The sequence below is a fragment of the Streptomyces sp. NBC_01808 genome (assembly GCF_035917395.1).
Taxonomy (GTDB): domain Bacteria; phylum Actinomycetota; class Actinomycetes; order Streptomycetales; family Streptomycetaceae; genus Streptomyces.
Genome location: NZ_CP109072.1, coordinates 3,439,737 through 3,454,231 on the forward strand (window position 1 = coordinate 3,439,737; position 14,495 = coordinate 3,454,231).

Below are 14,495 nucleotides of genomic sequence, written 5' to 3' on the forward strand. Positions count from 1 at the left end.
CCGGGTGACTGCTTGTTCCGTTCACCCGGCCCTGTTCCGTGCACCCGGCCCTCGCGTCCCGTGCGTCCTGCGCGTCCTGCGCGTCCCTCCTCAGTCGAACCAGCGGGCCTCCGCCAGCTCCCGCGTCCGCGTCGGGTCCTCCAGCAGCGCCGCCGCCTCGAACCGCCGCTGCCACTGCCCCGTGGCCCACGCCAGACCGGCCGCCAGGCCCTCCATCGTCGCCGCGTGGACGGTGCCGTCCGGGGTGCGGCGCCAGTCGAGTTCGGTGCCGTCGGCGGTCAGTTGCCCGTGTTCCTCGTACGTCGCCGGGGTGTCGGGGCCCAGCAGGTCCCGTACGGGCCGCGGAACCTCACGGGTCTCGCCCGCCGTCTCCACCCGGGCCTCGTACGCCTCCGTCAGCCGCCGCACCTGGAGCAGCTCCCCCAGCGCCGCCGCCTGCCCCGGGGCGACCGGGAGCAGCGGGTGGGCGGTGGCCAGGGGCACCAGGTCGGGGGCGTCCGCGACGAGGGCTTCGCCGGCCGGTACCACCTCCGTGGTGCCGTCGCAGACCGCGCGGAGGTCGTCCGGGAGGGTGACGTCCGCGGGGTCGAGATCGGCGAGGAGGGTGTACAGGGCGTGGAGTTGCCCCGGGGTGACGTCGTGGGCGGGCTCTGCGAGGCGGGCGAGGAGTTCCGCGGCGCCGCCCGGTTCGTCGAGGAGCGCGGCGGCTGAGGTGCGTACGCCCAGGGCGCGCAGGACCTGTTCGTCGCCGACGGCGGAGGCGTCGGCCGCCTCGTACAGCCCGGTGAGCAGCGGGTCGCCGCCCGCGGCCCGCAGGCCGGCGGGCGGGCGGCCGTCGAGCACGGGGTTGCCGCGCAGCCACCAGGCGGTGTACGGGCGTACGGGATACGCCTCGCCGTTCGGCAGCAGGACGCGCGCCGAGCGCGTCAGCGCCTCGCGCAGCGGCGGGCGGGACAGCAGCGCGAGGGCCTGCGGCCAGTGCGCGTCGTCGACGAGGTCCAGGTCCCGTACGCCCACCAGCTCGGTGAGCACCGGCGGCACGGGGGTCTCCGGGAGCTGGTCGAGGACGTCCTCGCACCACACGTCGACCGCGTCGAGCAGCCCGGCGTCGTCGGTCTCGGGGTAGGGGGTGTCGCGGGGCTCCAGCTCGTCGGGGTCGAGGACGACGTCCTCGGCCCGTACGAGCACGAAGTCCGCCTGCACCCCCACCGCCGTCAACGGCTCCTCCCCCCACCGCTCGACCAGGTCGGCGGCGCAGTACGCCAGCTCACCCGGTCGGATGACGGCGGCGAACGGGCTGCCGGGGTAGACGAGTTCCCCGGCGGGGGCGGGGTCGCCGTCCTCGTCGGGCAGCGCGAGGGCGGCCAGCCACGGTTCGTCGCCCGGCGCCAGGTGCGCGTCGCGGACCAGCCCGAGGACGATGTCCGCCAGCTCCTCCGGGCCCGGCGCGCCCTGCTCGGGACCCTCGTCGAACCACACCTCCCCCGCGTCCAGCGACCCCGCCACCGCCGCCCGCACCTGCGGCGTCGTCAGCACGGCGCGCGGCGTGGCGGGCACGGCGCCGAGCTGCTCCAGCACGGGGTGGGCGGCGACCGGGTCGGCGACGCGCAGCCCGAGCCGGGCGAGCCGGGCGGACCGCCCGCCGGTGCCGCCGGTGCCGCCGGTGTCGCCGGCCGGCAGCAGCACCTGGCGCGGGCCGAGGACGACGCGGCCGTCGGCGAGCGGCACCGGCAGGCCGCCCAGTTCCTCGGGGTCGGTGCCGGCGAGGGAGCCGTAGAGGCCGTGCCACCAGGCGGCGGGGCGCTCCACACTCGCCAGCCGCTCGACCAGTTCGCCCAGCGGCATGCGGGAGACGCCGAGGGTGCGCAGTTCGCCGCGGCGCTCCAGACCGGCGGGCAGCAGGTGCGGGAAGACGTCGCCGAGCCGGCGCACCGTCTCGGCGCCCGCGCCCTCGGCGACGAGCGCGTCGCGGGGGCGCAGCGGCTGCGGCTTGGCGCCCTCCTCAGGCGCGGCCGGGGGCAGGAACGCGACGCCGGGCAGGAGCCGCAGGATGCCGGCGCGCAGGGCGCCGTCCAGCTCGCCGCGGCCGAGGGGGCCGGGGACGAGGCCGATGGTGCCGGGGCTCAGCGGGGTCCAGTCGGCGAGGAGTTCGGCGTAGGCGTCGGCGGCGCGGGCGACGAGGAAGTCGGTGAGCGGTCCCGGGGCGAGGTGGCGGCGGGTGGGTTCGAGGGGGAAGGAGGCGATGAGCAGGGCGGGGACGCCGAGGGGTTCGTCGGTGGGGGTGGGGGCGTGGAGCACGGGGGCGGTGGCGGGCGCGGCGGGCGCACCGTCGCCGTCCACGGGGACGGCCCAGGTGACGGTCCAGGTGGGGCGGAGGCGTTCCTCCACGGGGCGGTCGGCGAGGAGGTGGGGGTCGAGGCGGCCCGCTGCGGTGCGGGTGCGGTAGCGGGTGGCGGCGGGTTCGGCGGCGGGGGCTCCGGCCGGGGTGTTCCGGTCCGTACGGCCGGTGTCCTCGACGACCGTGTACGGGCCGTCTTCGCGCCGGCGCAGCGTGCGTACGCCCTCCGGCGTCTCCACGACGACCTCGGCGAGGCCGGGCAGGGCGAGCAGCAGCGCGTCGTCGATGCCGCCGAGCAGCCGGCGGGCCAGGGCGGCGGCGACCGCGTCGCGCAGCGGCAGGCGGACGGCGGTGTCGTACCCCTCGGGTACGGTCGGGGCGTCGGCTTCCGCGAGGGGCAGGGGGAGGCGGAGCAGGGGGACGTGGCCGTCGCGGCGGGCGGCTTCTTCTGCGAGCGCGGGGTTGCGCTCGGCGGTCGTACGGACCAGCTCCCGCGCCTCCGCCAGCGACCACCGCACGCGGGCGCCGCCGCGGGAGGCGACCGCGGGCGCATCGCTGACGGCCAGCACGGCGGAGAACCCCACCCCGAACCGCCCGACGGCCTCCTCGGTGTCCTCGCCGCGCTTGGCGGAGGCCCGCAGCGTCGACAACGACTCGACCCCGGCGGCGTCGAGGGGCGCCCCGGTGTTGACGACTGTCAGCACCCATTCCGGGCCGGCGCCCTCGTCAGCCGGCCGCGCTCCTCCGGCGTCTTCGGCAGGCCCGCCGGGACCGCCGCCGGAGGCGGCCTCCGCCAGCGTCAACCTCAGGCGGCCCGCCGCGCCTCCGCGGGCGGCCGCGTCCGCCGCGTTCTGGGCCAGCTCGACCACCAGGCGGTCGCGGTAGCCGCCCAGCGCCAGGTCCTCCTCCGCGTTGGCGTCCTCCCGGAAGCGGGCGGCCGAGGCCGCCCAGGCGTCGAGCGCCGCGGTACGCAGCCGGGCGGTGGGGTCGGCCACGGGGTCCAGGGGGTCCACGGGGTCCACTGAGGCTCCTTTTCGCGGGAGGTGCCGGTCCGCCGCAGCGTATTCGGTCCCCCGCCGCGTCCGCGCGGCGCACCGGCCGCCGCGCCCACGGCGGTGCCCCGGGCGGTGTGCGCGGGGGCGAGGGGGCAGCCGTGCGCGCGGTACGGTCGACAGGTCAACAGCGCACGGCCGTAGGGGATTCGGTGGGCATCGAGAGCGACCAGCTCGTATACGACTACCTGAGCCGCGTCGGCGACATCGCGCAGCAGCGTGCCCTGCCCTCCGGGCAGCGCATGCGGCTGGTCAACGAACTGCGGGCCAGCATCGACAAGGTGCGCGCCGCCGAGGGCGCGCACAGCGTGTCCGCGGTCAAGCAGGTGCTCGCCCGGTTCGGCAGTCCCGGTGACATCGTCGAGGCCGCCAAGCGGGACCCCGCCTCCGCGGTGCCGGAGGTCGCGGTGCAGCCCGGGGAACCGCCGGGCGGTGGCGGCGGGCTGACGTCGCGGCTGCCGCGGCCGCGGGTCGGCGGGTCCGAGCGCTGGCTGGGGCGGCTGCCCCGGCCGCGTACCGGCGGCGGCGAGACGGGCGGCAGGCCGGGCGGCCGGGAGCCGAAGCGGCCCGCGCCCGAGGTGCCCAGGACCGCGCCCGAGAACTTCACCCCGCCCGCCGAGCCGCCGCCCACGGCCGCCGCCCCGCCGCACCTCGCCGGCGAGGACGAACTCGACCCCACGCACGCCGACCCCGACTGGTGGCGCGTGGAGCCGGCGCCGTTCGCAGGACCGATGCCCGGCGCCGGCAGCGGCGCCGACAACGTGCCGGGGTTCACCGGCGGCATCGAACTCCCGGAGTTGTTCCAGCCGCCGGACCAGCAGGACGGCGACGAGGAGGAGAAGGGCGCGCAGAAGGGCGGCGGCACGGGCGCCATGGGCCGGGCCGCCCGCGCCGCGAAGGCCGCCAAGGAGGCGAACGCCGCGCGCGCGGCCCGCGCCGCCAAGGCCAAGCAGGCCCGGCGGGAGGCCGCGGAGGCCGAGGAAGAGGAGGCGTACGAGGACGAGGAGCCCTCGCCCCCGAGCCGCCGCGGCACCGCCACCCGCGAACTCCTGCGCAGCGCCGGGCTGATGGAGGTGCTGGCGATGGGCGCGCTGCTGGGGGGCGCCGCGCTCGACCAGTGGATGGCGTCGGTCGTCGGCTGGGCCCTGGTGTACACCTCGCGGCGGCTGTCGATGACGGAGAAGAAGTGGGCCGCGCTCGGGGTGCCGGGCACGGTGGGGGCCGCGGGGCTGGTGTGGCTGTGGGGACGGAGTCAGGAGCGGTGGGGCGAGCCGCTGAAGGAGGGGACGCTGGGGCAGGAGTTCTCGGACCTGCTGCCCACGCTGGTCCGGTTCGCGGCGGTCGCCTCGACGCTGTTCCTGCTGTGGCGGGCGCGGCGGCGGCTGCGGAAGTAGGGCCGCGTAGGGAACGGAGGGGACGCCCGCGGGCGTTGGGCCGCTCTCCAGGTCCGCACGGGCCCGTCGGATGCCGCGGATCCGGAGGACTGCTGGGAGGACGCCCCGTACCATCCCGAGGCCGACGCCCTGACCGTCAACCTCGGCGAGCTGGGCGCCATGTGGAGCGACGGGCGCTGGCGGGCGGGCTGGCACCGCGTGCTGCCCCCGCCCGCGGACGCGCCCGCGGAGCAGCTCACGTCGCTGGTCTGGTTCTACAACCCCGGCCCGGCCACCCCCATGCCGCCGGCCGCCGCCGCGCGGGGGGAGAGCGCCGCGACCGTGGGCGCGTTCCTCGCCGAACGGCTGCAGGCCATCCTCCTGTCCTGACCGGAATCGGCGGCAGGCAGAATCGAGGGGTGCGTACTCCCTCCCCGCCGCCGTCTTTCACGGTCGGCTTCGACCTGGACATGACCCTCATCGACTCCCGGCCCGGGATCAAGGCGGTGTACGAGGCGATCGTCGCCGAGACCGGCGTGTACGTCGACACCGACCTCGTGACCTCCCGCCTCGGCCCGCCGGTGGAGAGCGAGCTGGCGAACTGGTTCCCCGCGGACCGCGTGGCCGCCCTCGGCGACCGCTACCGCGCCCTCTACCCCGACCACGGCATCGCCCCCACCGCCGCCCTGCCCGGCGCCGCCGCGGCGATCGCGGCGGTGCAGGCGGCGGGCGGCAGGGCGCTCGTGGTCACCGCCAAGAGCCGGCCGCTGGCGAAGCTGCACATCGACCACCTGGGCCTGGCCCCGGACGCGGTGGTCGGCGGGCTGTGGGCCCACGCGAAGGCGGAGGCGCTGACGGAGTACGGGGCGTCGGCGTACGTCGGCGACCACGTCGGGGACGTCGCGGGGGCGCGGGCGGCGCGGGTGCTGTCGGTGGCGGTGGCCACGGGGCCGTGCCCGGCGGCGGAGCTGCGGGCGGCGGGGGCGGACGTCGTGCTGCCGGACCTGACGGCGTTCCCGGGGTGGCTGGCGGAGCACCGGGCGGGGGCCGCGGCCGGCTGAGGCGCCCGTACGCGACGGGCCGCGCGCCTCTGCGCCGTCCGCCACGCGTCTGCGCGGCCGCGGCTCCGCGGCCGGGTCTGCGCGGTTACGCGCTACGGCGCCGCCTGCCGGGCCTCGCGCCGGGACGCCGACGCGGAGCGGAAGAGCCCGGCCAGCGCTAGCCCGAAGCCGACGCCCATCAGCATCGACACGAGATAGGCGGCCGTCGGCAGCGGGTCCGCCCCGATGAAGAACGGGACGAAGGTGACGAAGGTGCCGAGTGCGCCGACGAGGAAGACGATCGCCCCGGCGCGTACGAGGAGATCCCCGGGGCGGGAGGTTCCGGTGTTCACGCAACCAGGGTAGGCGGCGCGCCCGGCGGCCGGATTGTGCGCTGAGGAAGCACCCGGCGACATCTTGTCACCACGCGGGGGACCATTAGCCTTGTGGTGGCGGGTCACTGGACCCGCTCTCCTGCTCTTTCACGGCAGCGAGTACGAAAACGAAGACAGGGCGACGACACGTGCCTACCGGCAAAGTCAAGTGGTTCAACAGCGAGAAGGGCTTCGGCTTCCTCTCCCGCGACGACGGCGGTGACGTCTTCGTGCACTCGTCGGTGCTGCCGGACGGGGTGGAGACGCTCCGGCCGGGTCAGCGCGTCGAGTTCGGCGTGGTGGCCGGGCAGCGCGGCGACCAGGCGCTGTCCGTGACGCTGCTGGACCCCACCCCGTCGGTCGCGGCCGCGCAGCGGCGCAAGCCGGACGAGCTGGCGTCGATCGTGCAGGATCTGACGACCCTGCTGGAGAGCGTGACGCAGCAGCTCGAACGCGGCAGGTACCCGGACAAGGCACACGGCCGCAAGATCGCCGGGATGCTCCGGGCCGTCGCCGATCAGTTGGACGTCTGAGGGGGCGGCGGGAACGGGCGCGTCGGCACCTTCGGCCCGTAGCGGCTGCTACGGGAACGCCAGCGCGTCCGGGGCGACGGGCGGCACCAGGCCCTCCGCCGCCGCCCGGGTGAGCAGGCCGCGCACGGCCGCGTAGCCGTCCTCGCCCAGGTCGGCGGTGAACTCGTTGACGTACAGGCCGATGTGCTGGTCCGCCACGGCGGGGTCCAGCTCCTGCGCGTGCTCCCTCACGTACGCCCGCGACGCCTCCGGGTCGTCCCACGCCATCCGCACCGAGGTGCGGGCCGCGGCGGCGAGCGCGTGCAGCGTTTCCGCGCCGAGGGCGCGGCGGGCGACGATGGCGCCGAGGGGGATGGGCAGGCCGGTGATGGCCTCCCAGTGCTCGCCCATGTCGGCGAGGCGGTGGAGGCCGTAACCCTGATAGGTGAAGCGGGCCTCGTGGATCACGAGCCCGGCGTCGACCTTGCCGTCGCGGACGGCGGGCATGATCTCGTGGAACGGCATGACGACGACCTCGCCGACCCCGCCCGGCACTTCGGCCGCGGCCCAGAGCCGGAAGAGCAGGTAGGCCGTCGACCGCTCGCTGGGCACGGCGACGGTGCGGCCGGCGAGGTCGGCGGGGCGCTGCGCGCCGGCGGTGAGCACCAGGGGCCCGCAGGCCCGGCCGAGGGCGCCGCCGCAGGGCAGGAGGGCGTAGCGGTCGAGGACGTAGGGGAGGACGGCGTAGGAGACCTTGAGGACGTCGAACTCGCCGCGCTCGGCCATGCCGTTGGTGAGGTGGATGTCGGCGAAGGTGACGTCGAGGGGCGGGGCGCCGGGGACGAGGCCGTGGGCCCAGGCGTGGAAGACGAAGGTGTCGTTGGGGCAGGGGGAGTAGGCGATCCGGAGCGGCTGGTCGCTCGGGGTGCTCGGCGAGGTCATCGGGGCTCCTCTCCGCCGGGTGGGGCGGGGTCGGCGGCCACGTCGGCGGCCGGTGCGTCGCCCGCGGCGAGGTCGGGCCGGGCCGCGAGGTCGGGCACGGCGGCGAAGTCGTGGAGTTCGTCGAAGTCGGGGAGGGCCGCCAAGGCGGCCGTGAGGGCGTTCAGCGCGTCCGGGATGCGCCAGGCGGCGCGGTCGCGGGGGCCCACGGCGTTGGACACCGCGCGGATCTCCAGGACCGGGACGCCGTGCCGGGCGGCGGCCTCGGCGACGCCGAAGCCCTCCATCGCCTCGGCCGCGGCGCGCGGATGGCGGCGGCGCAGCTCCGCGGTGCGCCCGGCGGAGCCGGTGACGGTGGACACGGTCAGCACGGTACCCAGCACCGCGCCGGCCGCCTCCGCCGCGGCCCGCGCCGCCGCCGGCGGCGGCCGGTGCGCAACGGCGCCGAAGCCCAGCTCGGTGACGGGCACGAACCCGTCCGGCGTCTCCGCGCCCAGGTCCGCGGCCACGATCTCGTCCGCCACGACCACCCCGCCCACGGGCGCGACGCCCGCGAAGCCGCCGCCGATCCCGGCGGCGATGACGAGGTCGTACGGAACGGGCGCCGCGGCCAGCGCGGTGGCGGCCCCCGCGGCGGCGGCAGCGGGACCCACGCCGCCGATCACGACGTCGAAGCCGCGCCCGCCCCGCTCGACGGCCTCGCCCTCGGCGGCGACGGCGACCACCACCAGCACCCGCGCCCCGGACCCGCGCCCGACCCCGGTCACCGCATCTCCGCCCGGCACCACACCATTCCCACGCACCCGCCCAAGGGTAGGCCGCCCCGCCGACAGGACGCGCCCGCCGCCGGGCGTCCCCGCGCCGCCGCGGGCATTACCGCCACCGGTCCTTCAGTACTGCTTCCGCTTCAGGTCGAAGCTCCACGCGCCCTTGTAGTTGCCCTCGTCGTCGATCTCCACGATCCCGACCTTCGCCTTGTCGCTCTGCACCGGCGGCTGCCCCGGCTCCGACTGCGCGTTGAAGAACTGGTCCCCGCTGTACGTCACATACGTGTGCTTGCTCGGCTGCGACGTCACCAGCCGGCCGTCCACGAACAGCACCCACCCGCTGTCCGCGATCTCCGGCTCCACGCCGATCCTGACCCGGTCGCCGCTGTCCACCGTGATCGACTTCTCCGCGCGCTCCGAGATGCAGGTCTCCAGCTCCTCGTTGGAGATGTCCTTGCCGTCGTCGTAGCACTGCGCCTCCGCGCTCGCCGTCCGGTCGTCCACCGTGATCTGCGCCAGCGGCGTCGGCTTCTCGCACGCGGACAGGGCGAAGGCGGAGAGGACGACGGCACCGAGCGCCGCCGCGCCGCGGCGGCTGCGGAGGCCGCGGGCACGGGAGAACACGGTGGTGGCGGGCGCTTGGGTCATGCGGGCAGGCTACCTGCAGGCCCCGGTCAGGCCACGCGCGGGTGCGGCGTGCCGTGCCGGGCCGCGGTGAGCAGCCCTCGTACGGTCGCGGCCAGCCCGACGGCGATGACGGCCGCGCCCGCGGCCATGCCGCCGACCCCGTTCAGCGGCAGCAGGATGCCGATCGCGCCGCCCACGACCCACGACAACTGGATCACCGTCTCGGAGCGCGCGAACGCCGACGTGCGCACGTACTCCGGTACGTCCCGCTGGATCAGCGCGTCCAGCGACAGCTTCGCCAGCGACTGCGCGAACCCCGCCATGGCCGCGACGCAGATCAGCAGCGGCAGCGAGTAGAAGACCGCCGCCAGCACCGTCGTCGTCAGGGCGAGCGTGAGCAGCACGGCGATCAGCTTCTCCGGCCCGCGCGAGCGCAGCCAGGAGCCGATGACCGAGCCCAGCGCGTTGCCCGTGCCGGCGGCGACCGCCGCCATGCCGAGCGTCAGCTCCGGCCGCAGCCCGCCGGGCGGGTTGTCGCGCAGCAGGAACGCCAGGAAGAGCGTCATCAGCCCGGACAGCACCCGCAGCGAGGAGTTGGCCTGGAGCGCGTACAGCACCGAGGGTCCTACGGAACGCAGGCCCGGCTTCGGCGGCGTCCGCAGCCGGCCCTCCTCGCCCGACGCCAACTGCGCCTTGCCCTCGCCGCGCGCCGAGTCCACCGCGTGCGGCATCCGGAACGCCAGGAAGACGCCGAAGCCGAAGATGACCATCGCCCCGTACAGCGGGAAACCGGGGCCGATGAAGTGCAGCAGCCCGCCGACCGGTGCGGCGATGCCGGTGGCGAGCAGCCCGGCGAGCGTCACCCGGCTGTTGGCCTTCACCAGCGAGATGCGCCGCGGCAGCAGCCGCGGCACGACGGCCGAGCGCACCACCCCGTACGACTTGGAGCACACCAGCACCCCGAGGGCCGCCGGATACAGGCTCAGGTCGCCCGTCTTCACCGCCCCCGACAGCACCAGCGCCAGCAGCAGCCGCGCCAGCATCGTGCCGGCCATCGCGGCGCGGCGGCCGTGCGGGATGCGGTCCAGCAGCGGGCCGACGACGGGGGCGAGCACGGCGAACGGCGCCATCGTGATGGCCAGGTAGAGCGCGACCCGGCCGCGGGCCTCGTCCGTGGGCACGGAGAAGAACACCGTCGACGCCAGCGCGATGGTGATCATCATGTCCCCGGCGGCGTTGACCATGTGCAGCTCCATCAGCCGCCCGAGGCCCGACTCCCCCGCGCCCTGCGCGTCCGTGGCCCGCCGGATCCGCCGGCCCGCGCCGACCACCGGCCGCCGCACGGCACGCCCGACCGCCCGGCCCGCCTGCTGGAGCGGGCCGGCCGCGGGAGCCGTCCGGTCGTCGACCACCTCGCCATAGTGCCCGCATGCGGGACCGTAGGGCGAGAACCCGGCGGGGGCGCATGCGGTCATCCGAGGTGCCGCGGGTGGTCCGTACGGGGCACGGGGCAGGCGGGCGGGGGGGCGCAGGGACGCGGCGGGGGCGCGGCGGGGGCCCGTGGCGGCCGGTGGGCGTACGGTCCCGGCGCGGCGCCAGGTAGGGTGAACGACGCGCCTCTGTGTGTCGTGAGGATACGAGCGTTGACGCGGCCCCCTGTCCGCTCCCTCGGCTCCCGCGCCCGCCCGGCCGTCCGTACCGAAAGACTGTGAGCCAGATGAGCCCTGCGAACAGCCCCGCCAAGACGACCGCCGTGCGCGGTGCCGCGGTGCGCAGCCGCGTCACCCCCGACCAGCAGTGCGCCGACGCCGTCGACCTCGCCCGTGCGGCGGCCGAGGAGGCCGCGGGCGCGGAGCAAATCGGCGAGCACATCGGCGTCACCGCCGACGACACGCGTGTGGTGACCCACCTCTTCGAGTGCCGGCTGCCCGGCTACCGCGGCTGGCGCTGGGCGGTGACCGTCGCGCGGGCGTCCCGCGCGCGGACGGTCACGCTTGACGAAACGGTGCTGCTGCCAGGCCCGGACGCGCTGCTGGCGCCGGAGTGGGTGCCGTGGCACGAGCGGCTGCGCCCCGGCGACCTGGGCCCCGGCGACCTGCTGCCGACGGAGGACGAGGACCTGCGGCTGGAGCCGGGCCTCGCGGTCGGCGACGAGGAGCTGGAGCCGGCGGAGTCCGCCGGGGCCGCCGCGCCGGCCGGGGCCGCGGAGGCCGTCGGCGAGGCCGGTACGGAGGGCGCGGAGGGTGCCGGGGGCGTGGAGGCCCGTCCGGTCGCCGCGGCGGCGCCGCCCGGCGGCGTACCGCGGCGCGCGGAGATCGGCGCCCTCGCCGACGAACTGGGCATGACCCGCCACCGGGTGCTCTCCCGCTACGGGCTGCACAGCGCCGCGGACCGCTGGGAGGACGAGTACGGCCCCAAGACGCCGATGGCGCAGGCCGCGCCCGCGTCCTGCGTGAGCTGCGGCTTCCTCATGCCGATCGCGGGCTCGCTGCGCCGCGCCTTCGGCGTCTGCGCGAACGAGTACTCCCCGGCGGACGGTCACGTGGTCTCCCTCGCGTACGGCTGCGGCGCCCACTCGGAGGCGGCGGTGATGCCGAAGCCGATCGAACCGGCACCGCCGGTGCTGGACACGATGGGCGCGGACCCGACGTAGCCCGCGCCGTACGGCCACCGCCTCCCGCCGGAGGCGGTGCCGAGCACCGCCAACCCCGGCTCCGTCCGATGCCGTGCGTCCGGCGAGGACTACTGTGGAGCGGATGACGACCGGCAACCCCGCCCGGACCCTCGCCGAGGAGCTCCGCGGCCGACCGGACACCGCGCTGGCCGGGCTGCTCCGCGCCCGGCCCGATCTGCTCACCCCCGTACCGGGTGACCTGACCCAGCTCGCCACCCGCGCCGGCACCCGCGCCTCCGTCGTCCGCGCGCTGGAACGGCTCGACCGGTTCACGCAGCAGACGGCCCAGGCGCTCGCGATCGCGCCCGACCCGTGCCCGTACGACGTGCTGGCCGGGCTGATGGGCGACGAGCCCGACACCGTGGCCGCGCTGCCGCGCGCCGTCGCCGAGCTGCGGGCGCAGGCGCTGGTGTGGGGGGACGAACGGCGGCTGCGGCTGGTGCGTACGGCGCGGGAGCTGCTGACGCCGCAGGCGTCCGGGTCGGCCACCGGCCTGGGGCCCGCCGCCGCAGAGGTGGCGACGGGGATGTCGCCGGGGCGACTGCAGCAAGTACTGGCGAACGCGGGGCTGCCGGCAACACATGACCCCGTCTCGGCCGCGGAGTCGCTGACCGCGCTCTTCTCCGACCCCAAGCGGATGGCGGACCTGCTGGACGAGGCACCTCCGGAGGCCGTGACGGTGCTGGGGCGGCTGACGTGGGGCCCGCCGTACGGGACGGTGTCGGCGCAGCCGCCGGCACATGTGCGGTGGCTGCTGGACCGCGGGCTGCTGCTTCCGACCGCGCCGGGCAGCGTGCTGCTGCCGCGCGAGGTGGCGCTGCACCTGCGCGACGGGCGGGCGCACCGCAGCGTCGCGGCGGTGCCGCCGGAGCCGGTGGCGGCCGGGACGTACGGGATGCGGGTCGTCGACGCGACGGCCGCCGGGCAGGCGGCGGTGGCGGTCGAGACGGTCGAGGAACTGCTCGGCCAGTGGGCGACGGCGAGCCCGCCGGTGCTGCGGGCGGGCGGCCTGGCCGTACGGGACCTGAAGCGGACGGCGACCGCGCTGGACGTCGCGGAGCCGCAGGCGGCGTTCTGGGTGGAACTGGCCTACGGGGCCGGGCTGCTGGCCTCGGACGGCGAGACCGACGAGCGGTACGCGCCGACGCCCGCGTACGACGAGTGGCTGGCGCTGCCGGCGGCCGAGCGGTGGGCGGAGCTGGCGGCGGCGTGGCTGGCGGCGACGCGGACACCGGGGCTGGTCGGCGGCCGGGACGGCAAGGGCCGGGCGCTGTCGGCACTGGGCGAGGGCCTGGACCGCGGCGCGGCACCGGAGGTGCGCCGCGCGGCGCTGGGGCTGCTCGCGGGGCTGCCGGAGGGCACGGCGGCGACGCCGGACTCGGTGGTGGACCGCCTCCGCTGGGAACGCCCCCCGCGCGGCGGACCCGCGGCGGAGGGCGAGGAGGAGGACCTGCGCACGCGGCTGGCCCGCTGGACGCTGGAGGAGGCGGAACTCCTGGGCGTCACGGGCCGCGGCGCCCTGGCCACCCACGGACGCGCCCTGCTGAGCCCCCCGGAGGAGACCGCAGGCCCACCGGAGGCCCCACCGGAGGCGGACGAGGGCCCACCGCCGGCCACACCGGAGGCGGACACCGCCGACGCCGCAACCCCACTTCTCCCGCGCACCCGCCCAAGGGTAGGCCGCCCCTCCGACAACCACCCCGCTCCACCCCCCGCCACCGGCACCGACGCCCCGGAGCACCCCGCTCCCGCCACCCCCGCCGAAGCCCGCGCCGCCGCACTCCGGGCCGCCGGCGCGCTCGCGCCGCACCTCCCCCCGCCCGTCGACCACGTGCTGCTGCAGGCCGACCTCACCGCCATCGCCCCCGGCCCCCTCAAGCGCGAACTCGCCGCCGTGCTCGGCGTGCTCGCCGAGGTCGAGTCCAAGGGCGGCGCCACCGTCTACCGCTTCACACAAAGCTCCGTACGCCGCGCGCTCGACGCCGGGCGGTCCGCCGCCGAGCTGCACGACTTCCTCACCGCCCACTCCCGCACCCCCGTGCCGCAGCCGCTCAGCTACCTCATCGACGACGTCGCCCGCAAGCACGGCCGACTGCGGATCGGCGCCGCCGGCGCGTATCTGCGCTGCGACGACGACGCGCTCCTCGCCGAGATCGTCGCCGACCGGCGCTCCGCGGAACTGCGGCTGCGCCACCTCGCGCCCACCGTCCTCGTCTCCCCCACCCCGCCCGACGTGCTGCTGGCCCGGCTTCGCGCGATGGGCTACGCGCCCGCCGCCGAGTCGCCCGACGGCGCCGTCCTCGTCGCCCGCGCCGCCGCGCACCGCACCCCGCCCCGTACGCCGCCCGCGCCCGTACCCGACGGCCCGCCGGCCCCGGACACCGCCCTCCTCACGGCGGCCGTCCGCGCCGTACGGGCCGGAGACCGCGCCGCCACCGCCCCCCTCCGCACCCCCCAGACCCCGCAAGACCCCCGGGCCCAGGAAACCCCGCGCGCCCCGAGCACCCCGCAAGCCCCCGGCGGCCTCCCCCGCACCCCCTCCGCCGAGACCCTCGCCGTCCTCCAGGCCGCCGTCCTCGGGAACGCCGCCGTCTGGATCGGCTACGTCAACGCCGACGGCGCCGCCAGCCAGCGCGTCATCGCCCCCGTCCGCGTCGAAGGCGGCTACGTCACCGCGTACGACCACACCGCCGACGAGGTGCGCACCTACCCTCTCCACCGCATCACCGGCGCCGCCGAACTCGCCGACGACCCCACCTGAAGCACCGCGCCGGCAGCACCCGGATGGGCCCTTGACCC

11 protein-coding genes and 1 pseudogene are annotated in these 14,495 nt (G+C 77.0%); 6 read left to right on the forward strand and 6 right to left on the reverse strand.

Going from position 1 to position 14,495, the window contains the following annotated elements; all coding sequences use genetic code 11:
• Nucleotides 1-90: 90 nt before the first annotated feature.
• The gene (locus OG946_RS14665) at nt 91-3,360 is read right to left on the reverse strand and encodes a sacsin N-terminal ATP-binding-like domain-containing protein (RefSeq protein WP_326796560.1); all 3,270 of its coding nucleotides are present in this window, start codon (nt 3,358-3,360) and stop codon (nt 91-93) included.
• 182 nt (nt 3,361-3,542) lie between these two features.
• On the opposite strand from OG946_RS14665, the gene OG946_RS14670 reads away from it, so the two are divergent.
• The 3 genes and pseudogenes from OG946_RS14670 (at nt 3,543) to OG946_RS14680 (ending at nt 5,824) form a co-directional block, all read left to right on the forward strand.
• Nucleotides 3,543-4,784: a hypothetical protein gene (locus tag OG946_RS14670; protein ID WP_326796561.1), complete on the forward strand. Its 1,242-nt coding sequence runs from the start codon at nt 3,543-3,545 to the stop codon at nt 4,782-4,784.
• Between the two features lie 45 nt (nt 4,785-4,829).
• A pseudogene (locus tag OG946_RS14675) lies at nt 4,830-5,153 on the forward strand (2-oxoglutarate and iron-dependent oxygenase domain-containing protein); the annotation flags it as partial.
• A gap of 80 nt (nt 5,154-5,233) precedes the next feature.
• A complete protein-coding gene (locus tag OG946_RS14680) occupies nt 5,234-5,824 on the forward strand; it encodes an HAD family hydrolase (RefSeq protein WP_442814618.1) in 591 nt (196 codons plus the stop codon).
• A 92-nt stretch (nt 5,825-5,916) separates the two neighbouring features.
• Here OG946_RS14680 and OG946_RS14685 read toward each other — a convergent pair whose 3' ends face one another.
• Nucleotides 5,917-6,156 (reverse strand): hypothetical protein, encoded by a 240-nt coding sequence (locus OG946_RS14685; protein ID WP_125935469.1) that lies wholly within the window; start codon nt 6,154-6,156, stop codon nt 5,917-5,919.
• A 170-nt stretch (nt 6,157-6,326) separates the two neighbouring features.
• Here OG946_RS14685 and OG946_RS14690 point away from each other — a divergent pair, with 170 nt between their 5' ends.
• Nucleotides 6,327-6,710: a cold-shock protein gene (locus tag OG946_RS14690; protein WP_018836124.1), complete on the forward strand. Its 384-nt coding sequence runs from the start codon at nt 6,327-6,329 to the stop codon at nt 6,708-6,710.
• Nucleotides 6,711-6,758: 48 nt separating this feature from the next.
• Here the strand turns inward: OG946_RS14690 and OG946_RS14695 are convergent, their stop codons facing one another.
• From OG946_RS14695 to OG946_RS14710, 4 genes are all read right to left on the reverse strand, one after another.
• Nucleotides 6,759-7,631, reverse strand: coding sequence for a 1,4-dihydroxy-6-naphthoate synthase (locus tag OG946_RS14695; protein ID WP_326796563.1), 873 nt, complete (start codon nt 7,629-7,631; stop codon nt 6,759-6,761).
• Nucleotides 7,628-8,395: a futalosine hydrolase gene (locus OG946_RS14700; RefSeq protein ID WP_326796564.1), complete on the reverse strand. Its 768-nt coding sequence runs from the start codon at nt 8,393-8,395 to the stop codon at nt 7,628-7,630. Before OG946_RS14700 ends, OG946_RS14695 begins: the two co-directional genes overlap by 4 nt.
• A gap of 123 nt (nt 8,396-8,518) precedes the next feature.
• Complete coding sequence (locus OG946_RS14705; protein WP_326796565.1) at nt 8,519-9,043, reverse strand: hypothetical protein; 525 nt, start codon at nt 9,041-9,043, stop codon at nt 8,519-8,521.
• Between the two features lie 26 nt (nt 9,044-9,069).
• Nucleotides 9,070-10,497 (reverse strand): MFS transporter, encoded by a 1,428-nt coding sequence (locus OG946_RS14710; protein WP_442814363.1) that lies wholly within the window; start codon nt 10,495-10,497, stop codon nt 9,070-9,072.
• Between the two features lie 242 nt (nt 10,498-10,739).
• Between OG946_RS14710 and OG946_RS14715 the strand changes: the two genes are divergently transcribed.
• Nucleotides 10,740-11,675, forward strand: a complete 936-nt coding sequence (locus OG946_RS14715; RefSeq protein WP_326796567.1) for a DUF3027 domain-containing protein — start codon at nt 10,740-10,742, stop codon at nt 11,673-11,675.
• 103 nt (nt 11,676-11,778) lie between these two features.
• Nucleotides 11,779-14,457 (forward strand): helicase-associated domain-containing protein, encoded by a 2,679-nt coding sequence (locus OG946_RS14720; protein ID WP_326796568.1) that lies wholly within the window; start codon nt 11,779-11,781, stop codon nt 14,455-14,457.
• Nucleotides 14,458-14,495: the final 38 nt, after the last annotated feature.